This is a genomic window from Solwaraspora sp. WMMA2080 (assembly GCF_027497395.1).
Taxonomy (GTDB): domain Bacteria; phylum Actinomycetota; class Actinomycetes; order Mycobacteriales; family Micromonosporaceae; genus Micromonospora_E.
On sequence record NZ_CP114910.1, the window covers coordinates 3,591,081 to 3,605,033 of the forward strand.

Below are 13,953 nucleotides of genomic sequence, written 5' to 3' on the forward strand. Positions count from 1 at the left end.
GGTGGCGGTCGGCCGCGACCGGGAGCGGCCGACCCGGACGGTTCCGGACCCCCGGGCGGTGACCGGCTCACTCGACGAGGTCTGTGCCCGGCTGGCCAGTGAGGCGCCGGCCGTCGTGATCAACACGGTGGGCCCGTTCGCGGCCACCGCGCCGCTGGTCGCGCGGGCCTGCCCGGCCGGCACCCACTACGTCGACGTCGGCAACGAACTGAGCGCGTTCGAGTCGCTGCACGCCATGCACCGGGAGGCGGCGGCGACCGGTCGCACGCTGGTCTACGGCGCGGGCTTCGGCGTGCTCGCGACCGAGAGCATCCTGCTGCATCTGCTGGCGGCCGAGGAGAAACCTTCCCGGGTACGCGTCGACGCAGTCGCGTCGGTCGAGGTCAAACCGGGTGCCCTCGGCAAAGCCCTCGCCGCCACCATCGTGCACGGGGTGCTCGACGGCGGCCGCAAGGTGCGGCAGGACCGATTGGTACGCACCCGGGCCGGTGGTGCCGCCGAGCGGTTGACCACCCCCGACGGCGACGTGGTCACCACCGCCGCCATGGCAGCGGCGAACTCTTCGCGGCCTGGCAGGCCAGCGGCGCCCCGTCGGTGATCGACGCCTCGGCTCTCGCCCCCGCCACCCCGGCCGCCAGGGCGGCGATGTCGGCGGTCGGTGGCCTGCTGCGGCTGTCCGGCCTGGCCGGCTACGCCGCCCGGCGGCTCGCCCGCGCCACCACGACCGCAGTCAGGTCGTACCGTCCGCTGGCGGTGAACCATAGACTGGAAGGCGCACTTCAGCAGCTGCGGGTTGACCACCTGATATAAGGCATGGTTTATACTCGGGGCATGTGGGACGTCGTGCTGGTCGCCCCGGTTGAGGAGTGGTACCTCAGGCTGTGCGAGTCGGACCCGACCTCCGCCAACCGGGTCATGGAGGCGATCGACCACCTGGCGGAGGAAGGCCCTGGGCTTGGCCGGCCGATGGTCGACCGGATCCACGGCAGTCGGTTGCACAATCTGAAGGAGCTGCGGCCGGGCTCTGCCGGGCGCTCGGAGATACGTCTGCAGTTCGCCTTCGATGTCGAACGGGACGCGGTGATCCTGGTCGCTGGCGACAAGGCGGGCCGATGGAACCAGTGGTACCGGGAGAACGTCCCGGTCGCGGAGGCGCGGTACGAGGAGTATCTGGTCGAGCGCAAGAGTGGGGAGGGGTCATGACGGCCCGTCGGTGGAGCGATGTGAAGGCTGAGGCGGTCACCCGACAGCCGTGGCTCGCCAGTGAGGAAGCACAGGCGCAGCGGGCCGCGATTCGCGGCGAGAATATCGGCCGCATCCGGGGACACGAGTTGGCCGAGATGCGTAAGTCTGCCGGGCTCACCCAGGCCGAAGTAGCTGTGGCACTCGGGGTGAGTCAGGCCAGGATCTCCCAGATCGAGCATGGCCAGGTCGACAGCCTGGACACACTGCGCGCGTACGCCGAGGCGCTGGGTGCCGAGGTTTCGATCGTAGTGTCCCGTGGTCCGCTCACCCTGCGGGTTGCCTGACCAGCCCACGAGACCCGGAGCAGAGTAGGCACCGAGCCGCTACAGACCTGCTGATGCGTGACGCGGAGGCTCTTTACCGCGCCCCGGCCAAGCCTGGCAGCGAGTCAACAGGCGCTGCCACGGAAACGGTCGAGTCGGTGTCGAGGCTGAGCTGGCCGCCCCAGGCGACCACATCATCACAGGTCCGCCAGCCGGACGAGATCACGTGACCGCGTGGCCACAAGCTCGATGTCGGCCTCGCCCGGGAACAGCCCGATCAGGTCGACGATGTTCCCTTGGTCTCCGGTCGACCGCTGATGGTCCTCGAACGTCGGCAGCACGTGCGCCGGACGGCCATGACGACGATCGTGGTGAGCAGCGGCAGCAGGTCAACGAGCCAACCGAACTCCCACCAGCCCGCCCGGTCGAACAGCAGTGTCATCACGAAGGCGAACGCGACCACGACGACAACGATCTGCTCCGTCGTGATCAGCAGAAACCGAACCGCCGGAGCCACATCGCCTCCTCAGATCCGGTCACGCCATCGTCAGCCAGTTGCCGAGCCGCGGAACTGAGGTCAGGGGTGGGTGGCGAGGTGGGTGACGAAGGTGGACCAGGCGGCGGGGGCGAAGGTGAGTACCGGGCCGGTCTGGTCCTTGCTGTCGCGTACCAGCACCGCGCCGGGCAGGTTGTCGGCGACCTCGACACACGCGCCGCCGGCACCGTTGGACCTGGTCGACTTGCGGAAGCGCGGGGTGCCGGTCAGCTCCATGTCAGCGCCGCTTTCTCGATCATCTCGCGGGACTCCGCGATGGGCAGGGCGTGGCTGCGGACATCCTCCCACACCTGTTCGAGCCGACGCACCCGTTGCGGATCGTCGATGGGCTCGCCGCCGAAGTGGGTGTCCAGGTAGCCCACTCTCCGGTCGTGCACCGTTCCCAGCACGAACGGACCGTTGAGCCCGGCGTACGCCCCGGCGGTCGCCGGCACGACGTGCACCCGCACGTTGGGCCGGTCACAGGCGGCGGCCAGCGCGGTCAACTGCTCCACCATCACGTCGGGCGAGCCGACCTGCCGATGCAGCACCGACCGGTCGAGCACCGCGACGAAGTGCGCCGGATTATCCGCCCGGGTGATGATCTCCTGCCGGGCCAGTCGGTTGGCCAGCGCCGTCTCGACATCGTCGACCGGGCCGACGTCGGTGAGCAACTGTCGGGCGTACGCCTCGGTCTGCAACAGCCCCGGCACGACGGAGAGTTCGAAGTAGCGCAGGATGCTCGCCTGCGCCTCGTTCTCGGCCCACGAGCGCAGGAACGGCGCGATCGACTGCCCGCGCGCATGGGCCGCCAGCCGCTGAATCCGGTCGCCGGTCTCGAAGACGCCGTCGAGTGCCTTGGCGATCGCCGGCACCGGGATGAGCCGCCCCGCCTCGTAGCTGCCGATCGACGACCCACTCACCCCGACCAGCGCGCCGAGCTGCTCCTGCGACAGCCCTCGCGCGGTCCGCTCCTTGCGGATGGCCTCCTGCAAGTCGATCATTATCGGCCCCCTTATCAGATTCGTAGGATCTCTCCGAGAACCCTCCGACTCCCACATCTTCCATTGCATGGGGTGGATAGTCCAGGGTAGAGGGGTAGGAAGATGAGAAAGCGAGATCCACGGAGGACCGAGCCCCCGGGGCGCGTGCGAGAAAACCATTTCACGGCCACGTCCGTCAACACCGGAACAGCCAGGAACCCCCGTGCCATGGCCGCTCCGGTGCTGGTCCGTGGCCACGACGCGGCCGACACCGCGTTCCCGCAAGTAACACCGAAATGGAGTACGCACGCGCCCCGGGCCCTTATCCGATCGATCCGCCGTGAATCGAAGACTGCCCTGGTTGCCGTACTGCCAAGGAGGGCTGCGGCGATTGGGGCGGGGTGGCCCGGCCGGTTCGGCAATGCGGCCGGGCCACCCCTTCCACACACCTGACACGCAAGGGGAGGAAAGCGCGATGCGAGAACTGTGGCGACGGTGGCGGATGCGACGGCAACGGCGTCGGATGGTGTCCCTGCCACCGCGCGACTGGCCCGGCGGCAACGGCGTGTACCGCGTACCCGGAAACAGCCGCAACCAGCGACCGACCGGGTACCGGCCGATCCGGCCCTGGCAGGTCCGCAGCCAGCACTTCCGCTCGGTCAGCGGCATCACCGGCCGGGGCGGGCTCGACCCGGCCGACGTCGCCGCGTTCCTCGACCGGGTAGCCCACGACCTGGCCATCGTGTACGCCGAGTTGGACCGCACCTGGGAGCAGAACGACCGGATCAAGGACGCGTTGCGCCGCTGGCAGAGTGGCCATGCCCCGACGGCCTCCCCGTCCGGCTACCGGTGACCGAGCGACACACCGGGCCGGGCTCGGCCGGCGACGGAGCACGGCGCGCCCAGTTGGTGCTCACGGTCGCCAACGTCGACACCGGTGCGGTCGTCTCGGCCGGCGTCGCCCACCTCTACGACCCGGAGGCCCCGGACGAGCCGGTTCTCGCCACCTGGCTGCAACTCCCCAGGCAGTGGCGGCCCGACCTGCCGGCCGACCAGCGGTACGCCCTGGAAGCCGAGGCGATCGCTGCCGAGTCGATCGACCCGTGGCGGTTGTGGCTCGGCCGGACAACGGGTCCACCGGACAGCACCCACCCACCGTCGCCGGCGACAGCAATCGCTGTGGCGCTCCGCCTCGGCCTGACGGTCACCGTCGGCGGTCGCCCCACCGGCGTGCTCACCCAGGACACCGTCGAACAGGCGGTCGCCGACTTGCTGAGCTCGCTGCCCGACGCTCTCGGCGATCTGATCCCCGCGGAGCCGGACACCCCCATCCCCGTACCGTTCGAGCGTCGGCTTCCGCGCCACGGCCGGCGGCACTCAGCTGCCGACGTCAACGAGCTGATGTCGATCAGCCGCGACTGGAGCGGAATCCTCGACGTCGATGGACGGTAGGGACAGGTCAGCCGATCAGGTCGGCGGATGACTCTGCGGGCTCACCGAGTAGCCGCCGCGCTGTATGCAGGGCAGCAGTTTCGTCCACCTCAGCACTGGCGGCAGCGCTCGCAACGAAGGCTTCGATCTGATCCAGGTGCGCTGGCTGAAGTCCACGATTCGGCAGCGGAGCGATCAGGAGCGCCCGCCCGCTGGCGGTGAGTTCTTCGTACACGGGGCCACCGGTCGGCGTCTCGGCGTCGTCGGTCCAGATCAGCGGCCGTCCCTGCGCGACGACCTCACGTGCGGCGCCAAGCTTCGCCCCCGCAGCGGTCGACGTGGACATCTCGTGGGTCCAGCTGCGTCCGAGTCGAGGCAGGCCGAAGAGACGTTCCACCTGGTCCGCCTCGACGCACCAGGTGCTGCACCAGCGGATCTCGACCGCGCCGGCCCGGTGCATCGCCCGGATCCGGTCGATGAGCGCCGGTGCCCACCGCAGCCGATACTCCACCGCGCCGACATGTGCGGTGCCGTTGCACGGTGCCGCGCCCCAGCCGGGGCGGGTCACGTTGACGACTCCGTCGACGTCGAGCAGCCAGACAGCTTGTCGCATCGCGTCACCTTCTTGGCGCGTCGCGCGGGTGTGACGGTATCGCCGGCACACGATGTGAGGCTGAGACACCCTAACTTGGCGGCGATAGGTATCTCAGCCTCACATCAGTGCAGAAGCGGGTTGCCGCGTCAGCGGGTCGCAGGGTTGGCGGCGAGCATGGCGCAGAACAGCGCGCCCTGCTCGATCGCGTCGTCCAGGGCGACATGCTCATGGTCGTGCTCGCCGAACCACTCGCGGGGCATGGTCCGCTTCGACGTCGTCCGGTAGCCCGTGCCCAGCAGCGCCATGGCGTACGTCTTTATGTCCAGCGCCGAGTGGGAGAACGGGCTCGATCCGGTGAAGCGGATCAGGTACCAGTAGACGAACATGAAGTCGTACGCCGCCGGGTAACCGATGAACACCGGCCGCCCCGGCAGCTGGGCGAGCCATTCGGTGTAGCGGGCCATCGCCGCCGCTGGCTCCTCCTGGTCTGCCCGGCACGCCGCCCACGCCTCCGGCTGTGTCTCCCACCACGCCATCGTCTGCGGCGCACCGCTGGCACCGGGCAGTGTGACCAGGTTGGCGCTGAACGTGCCGACCAGTTCCTTGCCTGCCGTGTACGCCGCCGAGGCGAAGCTCAACATCGAGTGCGGGCCGGGGATCGGCCCGTCCGCCTCGACGTCCGTGCTGACGTAGATCTCCGCTTGTGCCACCCCCGCACCGTACGCCCAGCTGGTGGCGCGCTGTCGTACGGTGCCGGGTGTTGGCGGTCGGGTCAGCTGACGGTGAAGGTGGCCGAGGCGCGGCCGGCGGCGTCCGGTACGGCTTCCAGGTAGAACAGGCCGTCGCGGTGGCGGACGTACTGGCCGGGGAAGTTGACCGACTCCAGCGACAGTTTGCCGGCGTCGGCCAGCCCGGCTCGCGCCATGAAGGTGGCGTCCTGCCGGAACAGGCTCGACCCGTCGTTGGCCTCCACCCAGATCTGGTGGTTGCGGTGCCGCAGGTAGTAGCCGGGGAAGTTGGTCGACTCCAGCGAGACACCGGCCGAGTTGGCCAGCCCGGGGACGACCCGGAACTGCGAATCGGCCAAATTCGTTACATTCGCCTCAAGGCGGACCCGGTACTCCCAGTGCCGCAGGTAGCGGTCCGGCTGGTCGTGGGCGCTGAGCCGGACCGGGGTGGCACCGTCCGGCACCGGTACGCCAAAGTTCGGTGTGCCGTCGGCGTTCCAGTAGACCTTCTGCACCCGGGTACGCCGGTTGGGGTCACTCAGCGGGTCGTAGCCGTTGCCGAGGTACCGCTCGTAGTTGCGGGAGTGGTAGACGATCACGTCGCTGCCGTCCTCGGCGACGGTGAACGAGTTGTGCCCCGGCCCCCACTGGCCGGTCCGGCTGTTGCTGGCCAGCACCGGGTTCGGGCTCTTGGTCCACGATGACGCGTTCAGCAGGTTGCTGCTCGCCGACGCGGTGAGCAGCCCGACGGCGTAGTTGGCGTCGGTGGCGCTGGCCGAGTAGGTCATGAAGACCCGGCCGTTGCGGATGATCACCGCCGGGCCTTCGTTGACCCGGTAGCCGCGGGTCTCCCACGCGTACGTCGGGGTGCTGATCATGACCGGGGTGCCGGTGTACGTCCACGGGTTGACCATCCGCGCCAGGTAGATGTTGGAGTTGCTGCCGGCGTACTCGGCCCAGGCCAGGTAGCGCACTCCGTTGTGGACGAACGTGGTGGCGTCCAGTGAGAAGCCGGGGCGCGAGGGCTGGATCTGGCCGCGTTCGGTCCACGGTCCGTCGAGCGGGTTGGCGGCAGAGGACTCCAGCACGTACGGGCGGATGGCCCAGATGTCCTCGGCCCGGCCGGCGGCGAAGTGGATGTACCACCTGCCGTCGATGAAGTGCAGCTCGGGTGCCCAGATGTGCGCGCCCATCTCGCCGGTCGAGTGCTTGCGCCAGATCACCCGCTCGGTGGCGGCGGCCAGGCCCTGCAGGGTGGTGGCCCGGCGCATGACGATCCGGTCGTACTCGGGGACGGTGGCGACGAAGTAGTAGTACCCGTCGGTGTGCCGGTGCACGTGCGGGTCGGCCCGCTGTTCGACGATCGGGTTGGTGAACTGGACGGCGGGCGGGACCGCCGCCGTGACAGCAGCCGGGGCGGCGGCGACCACGGCGGTGGTGGTGGCCGCAGTCACCAGGGCGGCGGTTGTCGCCGCCAGCCAGTTGACCGTGGATCGCGATCGCCTCATAACCGACACCCTTCGCAATCATCCTCTTCGATACGAACAGTGTTAGCGCTCACACAGCCAGGGTCAAGAGGGTTCGTCATCTATACGAAACAATCCGGCGGGGCAGTCGGCGGAAATCTCCCACCGCCCCGCCGGATACCGTCCGAACTCGCCCCAGCAACGCCCGTCGCTGGAGACTCGGCCGAGGCCGGCCGCTACGGCTACTCGCCGCCGAGATTCACCAGCGCCTGCGCGGTCCGGAAGTACGGGTTCCGCCCGAGGTCGCCGACGGTGACGATGCCGAAGGCATCCTTGAGCAGCTTGGCGTCGCTCTCACTGACGCCCTTCAGCGCGGCGACCGGCGCGGCGACGATCTCGGTCAGGGACTTGTCCTGGTAGGCCTTGTCGACCAGCGTGGTCAGGTCAGCGGTGACCGGCATCCTGTTTGTTCTCCTTACTCGGTGGGGGTATGACCCGGCCCACGGCGGGCCGAGCCGACGAGTCCAGCTGTCTGCAGCACTGACTCGGGGGTACGCGGGCCGGCGGCTACTCCTCGGACTCTTCTTCCTCGGGTTCGTCTTCCTCGTCGTCGCCGCCGATGACGTCGAAGACCTCCTCGGCGACCATGCCGGCGGCGAAACCGGCAACGGCGCCGCCGGCCGCACCGGCGAGTACGCCACCCATCCCAGAGCCACTGTCCTCGTGTCCACCGTGGTACCCGCCATGGGCGTGACCACCCCCGTAGCCGCCGAGCAGCGCGTGTCGCTGCTCCAGCGACTGCCGCAGCCAGGAGTCGACCAGGCTGATCCAGTCGATGCTCTCGGCGGCCGCGTGCTCGATCCGGTAGTGGCCGTACGCGTCGTGGCCGGGGGTGAACAACCCGGACTTCTTGTCGAACTCCAGGACCACGGTCACTCCGTACGGGTCGGCGACGAACGTCAGCTCAACCTGGCTGACCCCCGGGTACTGCGGTGCCGACGCGTACTCGATCTCCTGGTAGAACGGCATGGTCTGGGGCAGGCCGGCCAGCTGGCCGTGTTCCAGGTCGGCACCGGTGAACGGCAGTCCGAGCGCAGCGAACGCCTCCAGGATCCGCTCCTGCACCGGCAGCGGATAGACGTGCACGTCGTCGAGGTCACCCGGGTCGATGGCACCGCGGACCCAGATCTTGGTACGCAGGCCCATGGTCATGCCGGGCAGCCGCTGACCGTACATGTCGGTGACCGGCGTCTCCCACGGCACGTCGATCTCGAACGGCAGCGACAACTGCTGCCCGGCGGCAAGACGCAGCTCGCCGCAGACCGGAACCCGATGGAACTCGACCGTACCGTCGTACTCCTCGTCGTCGGTCTCCATCTCGACCCGGGTGACCAGCGCGACGGTGATCTGGTCGATCTCCACCTCGTGGTCGCCGCCGGTGATGTCGACCTGGCCGGCCAGGGTCAGGCCGGGGCGGGTGCTGGCGTTGGACAGGACGGTGTCGACAGTCGGTCCACCGACTCCGAAGGCTCGGAGCATCCGTTTGAAGACCACGTGGCTATCTCTCCCTGGCGGTACGCTGGCGCGATCCCCGGACGCGCCGCTCGTTGCCGCACAACATGATCAGATGTGTCTATTTTGGAACCGGGGTTGCCGAAGATGCTAGCTGGGCAGCCTGAGAGGTTGCTGAACAGCAGATATCAGGTACGCAAAGTAATTGTACGAGTACTTCTCGCTACTGTTCTCAGTGAACTCGAAGGTTGGCGCAGCGTCCGCCTGTCTATGCTGAGAACCATGCCCACCACCAGCGACCCTCCCAGTCCCGGCCGCCCCGTCACCGTCGAAGGAGTGACCGGGCGGTGATGGAGTGGGCGCTGCTGGGCGCCGCGGTGCTGCTGGTCGCCGCCAACGCCGTGTTCGTCGCCGCCGAGTTCGCCTTCGTGACGGTCGACCGGGCGACCGTGGAGCGGCAGGCCGCCGCCGGTGACCGCCGCTCGGCGGGCCTGCTGCGCGGCCTGCGGACGCTGTCCACCCAGCTGTCCGGCGCCCAGCTCGGCATCACCGTGACCAGCCTGGTCGTCGGCTTCCTCGCCGAGCCGTCACTGGCCACCCTGCTACGCGGCCCGCTCGGGCTCACCGGCCTGCCGGACGGCGCGACCACCGCACTTGCGCTGACGCTGGCGCTGGTCCTGGCCACCGGTTTCCAGATGACCTTCGGCGAGCTGGTGCCGAAGAACTGGGCAATCGCCGAACCGCTGCGGGTCGGCCGGGCGGTCGCCGGCGCGCAGCGCGGCTTCACCGCCGCCACCGGGCCCCTGATCCGGTTCCTCAATGGTACGGCCAACCGGATCCTGCGGGCCTTCGGCATCGAGCCAACCGAGGAACTGGCGTCCGCCCGTACGCCTCAGGAGCTGGCGTCGCTGGTCAGCCGATCCGGCGAGGAAGGGACCCTGGATGCGGAGACCGCCGAGCTGGTCTCCCGGTCGATCGACTTCGGCGAGCGGACCGCCGCCGACGTGATGACCCCCCGGCCCCGGGTCCGGTTCGTCACCACCGACGCACCGGTGGCCGAGGTGCTGCGGCTGGCCGCAGCCACCGGACACGCCCGCTTCCCGGTCACCGGCACCGGAGTCGACGAGGTGCTCGGCGCCGTCCATTTCAAGCATGCCCTCGCCGTACCGGCCGGGGAGCGCGACGACCGGCCCGTGCGGTCCGTGATGGTCGAGCTGCCCGAGGTCCCGGAGACCGCCGAGCTGGACCCGCTGCTCGGCACGCTGCGCAGCCGGGGACTGCAGATGGCGGTGGTGGTCGACGAGTACGGCGGCACCGCCGGCATCGTCACCCTGGAGGACCTGGTCGAGGAGATCGTCGGGGAGATCGCCGACGAGCAGGACCGGCCGACCGGCCGACACCAGCGCGCCGCCGACGGTTCGTGGCAGCTCTCCGGCCTGCTGCGGCCCGACGAGGCGGCCCGGCTGACCGGGCTCGACCTGCCGGAGGGCCGGATCTCCGACACCCTCGGTGGGGTGATCATCGAGGAGCTCGGCCGGCTGCCCCGGGTCGGTGACACTGTCACGGTCGTCGCCGACGACCGCGAACACCCGGACCCGGACGGGCTGCCCACGTCCGTACCGGTGGAACTGACCGTGACCCGGGTCGACGGCCGCCGCGCCGACCGGCTGCTGCTGCGCCGCGCCGACCCCACCGCGGCAGCCGGGTCTCCTGACGGACGCCGGAACGGCCACTCAGCCGGGCACCCGGAGGAGACCGCGTCATGAGTGACTGGTTGGCGATCCTCATCGGGGTGCTGCTGCTCGCCGGCAACGCGTTCTTCGTCGGTGCCGAGTTCGCACTGATCTCGGCCCGGCGGACGCAGATCGAGCCACGAGCCGCCGACGGGTCCCGGCTGGCCCGGGTCACCCTACGGGCCATGGAGAGCGTGTCACTGATGATGGCCGGTGCCCAGCTCGGCATCACCGTCTGTTCGCTCGGCCTGGGTGCCATCGGCGAGCCGGCCGTGGCGCACCTGATGGAGCCGGCCTTCGCCGCCGCCGGGGTGCCGGACGCGCTGGTGCACCCGATCGCGTTCGCCATCGCCCTGGCAATCGTGGTCTTCCTGCACATGGTGATTGGCGAGATGGTGCCGAAGAACATCGCCCTCGCCGGTCCGGAGCGGTCCGCGATGGTCCTGGGCCCGGTCCTGTACGGCGTCGTCACCGTGCTGCGGCCACTGATCTGGCTGCTCAACCAGCTCGCCAACATCGTCCTGCGCCTGCTGCGGGTGCAGCCGAAGGACGAGGTGACCTCCACCTTCACCCGGGAGGAGGTCTCCGGCTTCATCGCCCAGTCCCGCCGTGAGGGCCTGATCGACGAGCACGAGCACCGGCTGCTGACCGGGGCGCTGGCGTTCAGCGACCAGCCGACCGCCCGGGTGGCGATCCCGCTGGATTCGCTGGTCACGGTCTCCGCCACCAGCACGCCGGTCGAGCTGGAGAAGCGCTGCGCCGACACCGGCTACTCCCGCTTCCCGGTCGTCGACGGCGCCGCACAGGTCACCGGCTACCTGCACGTCAAGGACGTGCTCGGGGCCTCGGCGCAGGACCGGGACCGGGCGGTCGACTCCCGGCTGATCCGGCCACTGGTCACGGTTCGGGCCACCCAGCCGATGCGGGACACCCTGACGGTCATGCAGCAACGGGGCGCCCACCTGGCCCGGGTGGTGGACGCCGACGGCCGGTTGACCGGCCTGGCCGCGTTGGAGGACGTGATCGAGGAGCTGGTCGGTGAGGTCCGCGACGCCGCCCAGGCCGCCAGCCGCTAAACGCCGCACAGGCCGCCAGCCACTAAGCGGGCGGAGCAAGCTGCGGTGGCCCGTCGGTGGGCTGGTCGAGCGACTGGCGGGCGAGCAGCGTCGCGCCGGCCACCGCCGCCGGCATGACCAGTACCGCGCCGAACGGGATCAGGCAGCAGCAGAAGACCGCCACCCCGAAGCCGAGCGCCTTCGGCCGGTTGCTGCGCAGTGCCACCCGCCGGTCCGGCAGCCGCAGCCCACGGCGGTAGAACGCGGAACCGACCAGCTCAAGTGCGAGCCGCCAGCCGCCGAACAGGGCGGCGACCACCGGCACCACGGTCTGCCCGACGACCGGGATGAACCCGCAGAGGAACAGCGGTATCCCGATGACGATGCCAAACGCGATCAGCCGGGCCGAGTCGAGCAGGCTGTGCCACAGCGACCGCCACCACGGTACGTCGACCCCGTTCGGCACCCCGCCATGCTGCTCCTCCACCCGTTCGGAAATCTTCTCGTAGAACGGATCCCCGATGAACAGGGTCACGGCGGTGAAGGTGAGTACACCGATCAGCCCACCGAGGGCCAGCAACGCGACGGCGACCGCACCGCGTACCGCGTCCCGGGTGCCCGCCGACCAGTCGTCGGCGAACGGGGTGAGCCAGCCGGCGACGTCGACCACGACGGCTGTCCAACCGACGAACGCGGCCACGAACAGCACCCCGGCGATCACCGCCGGGATCAGCCCGAGCAGCACCATCTTCGGGTTGCGGGCGTAGGTGCCGAAGCCCCGCAGGAACAGCCGGACACCGTCGAGGAAGGCGCGGATCATCTCAGCCGGCCAGGCGCAGCCGTACCCGGCGGTTGGCCCGACCTTTGCTCTGCCACTCACGCAGGGTCGGGTCGTGCAGGTCGAGTCGGTCGGTACGGCCGTGACTGGTGACACCCACGGGTGGCAGGTTACCGCTGACCAGATGGAATCACCCAGCCAGCTGATTTGACGAGTGTCAAACTTGACCATCGTCGAAACAGCGGGCATCGTATGGTTGATTCGACGATCATCAAGACTGCAAACGCTCGCCAGCACGGAGGGATCCATGATCAACGAAGAGCAACCGGCCATCGTCATCGGGGCCGGACCGGTCGGCCTGGCCGCCGCCGCCCACCTGCACGAACGCGGCCTGCCCTGGGTCCTGCTGGAGGCTGGTGGCAACGCTGGCGCGGCGGTCGGCAGGTGGGGGCACGTTCAGCTCTTCTCCCCCTGGCGTTACAACATCGACACCGCCGCCCGCCGGCTGCTCGACGCCGCCGGCTGGGCCGCCCCCGATCCCGAGCACCTGCCGACCGGCGCCGAGTTGGTCGGCGACTACCTCGAACCGCTGGCCAAGCTGCCCGACTTGGCCGGTCGGATCCGGTACGGCGCGCGGGTCGTCGCACTGGGCCGCACCGGCATCGACCGGGTCCGCACCGACGGCCGCGAGCAGGCACCGTTCGTGGTCCGGCTCGCCGACGGTACGGAGCTCAGCGCCGGTGCCGTCATCGACGCCTCCGGCACCTGGGGTACGCCGAACGTCCTGGGCGTCAACGGGCTGCCCGCCCACGGCGAGCCGCAGGCAGCCCACTTGATCAGCACCGCTCTGCCGGACGTGCTCGGTGCCCACCGGGCCGACCACACCGGCCGGCACACCGTGGTCGTCGGTGCCGGCCACTCCGCCGCCAACACCCTGCTGGCCCTCGCCGAGCTGGCTGCTCAGGAGCCGGGCACCCAGGTCAGCTGGGTCACCCGGGGCGCGACCATCGACCGGGCGTTGGGCGGCGGCGATGCCGACGCTCTGCCTGGCCGCGGCAAGTTGGGCACCGGACTGCGGTTGCTGCTCGACTCCGGCCGAGTCGAGCTGGTCAGCGGATTCGGCGTGCACACCGTACGCGCCACCGCCAGCGGCCGGGCCGAACTGATCGCAACCGACGGCCGGACGCTGGCCGCCGACCGGATCGTGTCGGCCACCGGGTTCCGCCCCGACCACCGGATCGCCGACGAGCTACGACTGGACCTGGACCCGGCGCTGGGCTGCGCCCGGATGCTGGCCCCGCTGATCGACCCGAACGAGCATTCCTGTGGCACCGTCCCGCCGCACGGGGTGGACGAGCTCACCCAGCCGGAGCCGGGGTACTACGTCGTCGGCATGAAAAGCTACGGCCGGGCACCGACGTTCCTGCTGGCCACCGGCTACGAGCAGGTCCGCTCGGTCACGGCGGCGCTGGCCGGTGACTGGACCGCCGCCCGGGACGTACAGCTGGATCTGCCGGAGACCGGCGTCTGCTCGGTGACGCCCAGCGACCCGTCCACCACGCCGTCCGCCGCCTCCGGCGGCTGCTGCGGTTGACCGTCGTCGACCTGATCAGCGACGGGCGCCGTGGC

Annotated in this window: 18 protein-coding genes; 9 read left to right on the top strand and 9 right to left on the bottom strand. The window is 70.0% G+C overall.

Features of this window, described 5'->3' with window-relative positions; all coding sequences use genetic code 11:
- The first annotated feature begins 1 nt into the window (after window position 1).
- The 4 genes from O7543_RS16385 to O7543_RS16400 are packed head-to-tail and all read left to right on the top strand — an operon-like array spanning window position 2 to window position 1,529.
- A complete protein-coding gene (locus O7543_RS16385) occupies window positions 2–598 on the top strand; it encodes a hypothetical protein (RefSeq protein ID WP_281553028.1) in 597 nt (198 codons plus the stop codon).
- The gene (locus O7543_RS16390; protein WP_281553027.1) at window positions 595–810 is read left to right on the top strand and encodes a hypothetical protein; all 216 of its coding nucleotides are present in this window, start codon (window positions 595–597) and stop codon (window positions 808–810) included. The genes O7543_RS16385 and O7543_RS16390 overlap by 4 nt, the downstream gene beginning before the upstream one ends.
- Window positions 811–831: 21 nt before the next feature.
- Window positions 832–1,203 (top strand): type II toxin-antitoxin system RelE/ParE family toxin, encoded by a 372-nt coding sequence (locus tag O7543_RS16395; protein ID WP_281553026.1) that lies wholly within the window; start codon window positions 832–834, stop codon window positions 1,201–1,203.
- Window positions 1,200–1,529: a helix-turn-helix transcriptional regulator gene (locus O7543_RS16400; protein WP_281553025.1), complete on the top strand. Its 330-nt coding sequence runs from the start codon at window positions 1,200–1,202 to the stop codon at window positions 1,527–1,529. The genes O7543_RS16395 and O7543_RS16400 overlap by 4 nt, the downstream gene beginning before the upstream one ends.
- Before the next feature lie 256 nt (window positions 1,530–1,785).
- Here the strand turns inward: O7543_RS16400 and O7543_RS16405 are convergent, their stop codons facing one another.
- The 3 genes from O7543_RS16405 to O7543_RS16415 are packed head-to-tail and all read right to left on the bottom strand — an operon-like array spanning window position 1,786 to window position 3,047.
- Window positions 1,786–2,025: a hypothetical protein gene (locus tag O7543_RS16405; protein ID WP_281553024.1), complete on the bottom strand. Its 240-nt coding sequence runs from the start codon at window positions 2,023–2,025 to the stop codon at window positions 1,786–1,788.
- A gap of 60 nt (window positions 2,026–2,085) precedes the next feature.
- Window positions 2,086–2,280, bottom strand: coding sequence for a DUF397 domain-containing protein (locus O7543_RS16410; RefSeq protein ID WP_281553023.1), 195 nt, complete (start codon window positions 2,278–2,280; stop codon window positions 2,086–2,088).
- Window positions 2,271–3,047 (bottom strand): helix-turn-helix transcriptional regulator, encoded by a 777-nt coding sequence (locus O7543_RS16415; protein ID WP_281553022.1) that lies wholly within the window; start codon window positions 3,045–3,047, stop codon window positions 2,271–2,273. The genes O7543_RS16410 and O7543_RS16415 overlap by 10 nt, the downstream gene beginning before the upstream one ends.
- Before the next feature lie 454 nt (window positions 3,048–3,501).
- Here O7543_RS16415 and O7543_RS16420 point away from each other — a divergent pair, with 454 nt between their 5' ends.
- Together O7543_RS16420 and O7543_RS16425 are read left to right on the top strand one after the other, a co-directional pair.
- The gene (locus O7543_RS16420) at window positions 3,502–3,879 is read left to right on the top strand and encodes a DivIVA domain-containing protein (protein ID WP_281553021.1); all 378 of its coding nucleotides are present in this window, start codon (window positions 3,502–3,504) and stop codon (window positions 3,877–3,879) included.
- On the top strand, window positions 3,876–4,478 hold the full coding sequence (locus O7543_RS16425) for a hypothetical protein (protein WP_281553020.1): 603 nt from the start codon (window positions 3,876–3,878) through the stop codon (window positions 4,476–4,478). The genes O7543_RS16420 and O7543_RS16425 overlap by 4 nt, the downstream gene beginning before the upstream one ends.
- A 7-nt stretch (window positions 4,479–4,485) precedes the next feature.
- Here the strand turns inward: O7543_RS16425 and O7543_RS16430 are convergent, their stop codons facing one another.
- The 5 genes from O7543_RS16430 to O7543_RS16450 all read right to left on the bottom strand — a co-directional run bounded on the left by O7543_RS16430 (window position 4,486) and on the right by O7543_RS16450 (window position 8,800).
- The gene (locus O7543_RS16430; RefSeq protein ID WP_281553019.1) at window positions 4,486–5,070 is read right to left on the bottom strand and encodes a hypothetical protein; all 585 of its coding nucleotides are present in this window, start codon (window positions 5,068–5,070) and stop codon (window positions 4,486–4,488) included.
- A 128-nt stretch (window positions 5,071–5,198) separates the two neighbouring features.
- Window positions 5,199–5,762, bottom strand: a complete 564-nt coding sequence (locus O7543_RS16435; RefSeq protein WP_281553018.1) for an exonuclease — start codon at window positions 5,760–5,762, stop codon at window positions 5,199–5,201.
- Window positions 5,763–5,824: 62 nt separating this feature from the next.
- On the bottom strand, window positions 5,825–7,288 hold the full coding sequence (locus tag O7543_RS16440) for a family 43 glycosylhydrolase (RefSeq protein WP_281553017.1): 1,464 nt from the start codon (window positions 7,286–7,288) through the stop codon (window positions 5,825–5,827).
- A gap of 200 nt (window positions 7,289–7,488) precedes the next feature.
- The gene (locus O7543_RS16445) at window positions 7,489–7,707 is read right to left on the bottom strand and encodes a hypothetical protein (RefSeq protein ID WP_278119086.1); all 219 of its coding nucleotides are present in this window, start codon (window positions 7,705–7,707) and stop codon (window positions 7,489–7,491) included.
- A 106-nt stretch (window positions 7,708–7,813) separates the two neighbouring features.
- Window positions 7,814–8,800, bottom strand: coding sequence for a sporulation protein (locus O7543_RS16450; RefSeq protein WP_281553016.1), 987 nt, complete (start codon window positions 8,798–8,800; stop codon window positions 7,814–7,816).
- 308 nt (window positions 8,801–9,108) lie between these two features.
- Here O7543_RS16450 and O7543_RS16455 point away from each other — a divergent pair, with 308 nt between their 5' ends.
- Complete coding sequence (locus tag O7543_RS16455; RefSeq protein ID WP_281555401.1) at window positions 9,109–10,524, top strand: hemolysin family protein; 1,416 nt, start codon at window positions 9,109–9,111, stop codon at window positions 10,522–10,524.
- Window positions 10,521–11,567 (top strand): hemolysin family protein, encoded by a 1,047-nt coding sequence (locus O7543_RS16460; RefSeq protein ID WP_281553015.1) that lies wholly within the window; start codon window positions 10,521–10,523, stop codon window positions 11,565–11,567. Before O7543_RS16455 ends, O7543_RS16460 begins: the two co-directional genes overlap by 4 nt.
- Window positions 11,568–11,589: 22 nt before the next feature.
- On the opposite strand, the gene O7543_RS16465 is transcribed toward O7543_RS16460, so the two are convergent.
- On the bottom strand, window positions 11,590–12,366 hold the full coding sequence (locus tag O7543_RS16465; RefSeq protein ID WP_281553014.1) for an EI24 domain-containing protein: 777 nt from the start codon (window positions 12,364–12,366) through the stop codon (window positions 11,590–11,592).
- 265 nt (window positions 12,367–12,631) lie between these two features.
- On the opposite strand from O7543_RS16465, the gene O7543_RS16470 reads away from it, so the two are divergent.
- Window positions 12,632–13,918 carry an NAD(P)-binding domain-containing protein gene (locus O7543_RS16470; RefSeq protein ID WP_281553013.1) on the top strand — a complete coding sequence of 429 codons (1,287 nt, stop codon included), beginning with the start codon at window positions 12,632–12,634 and terminating at the stop codon, window positions 13,916–13,918.
- Window positions 13,919–13,953: the final 35 nt, after the last annotated feature.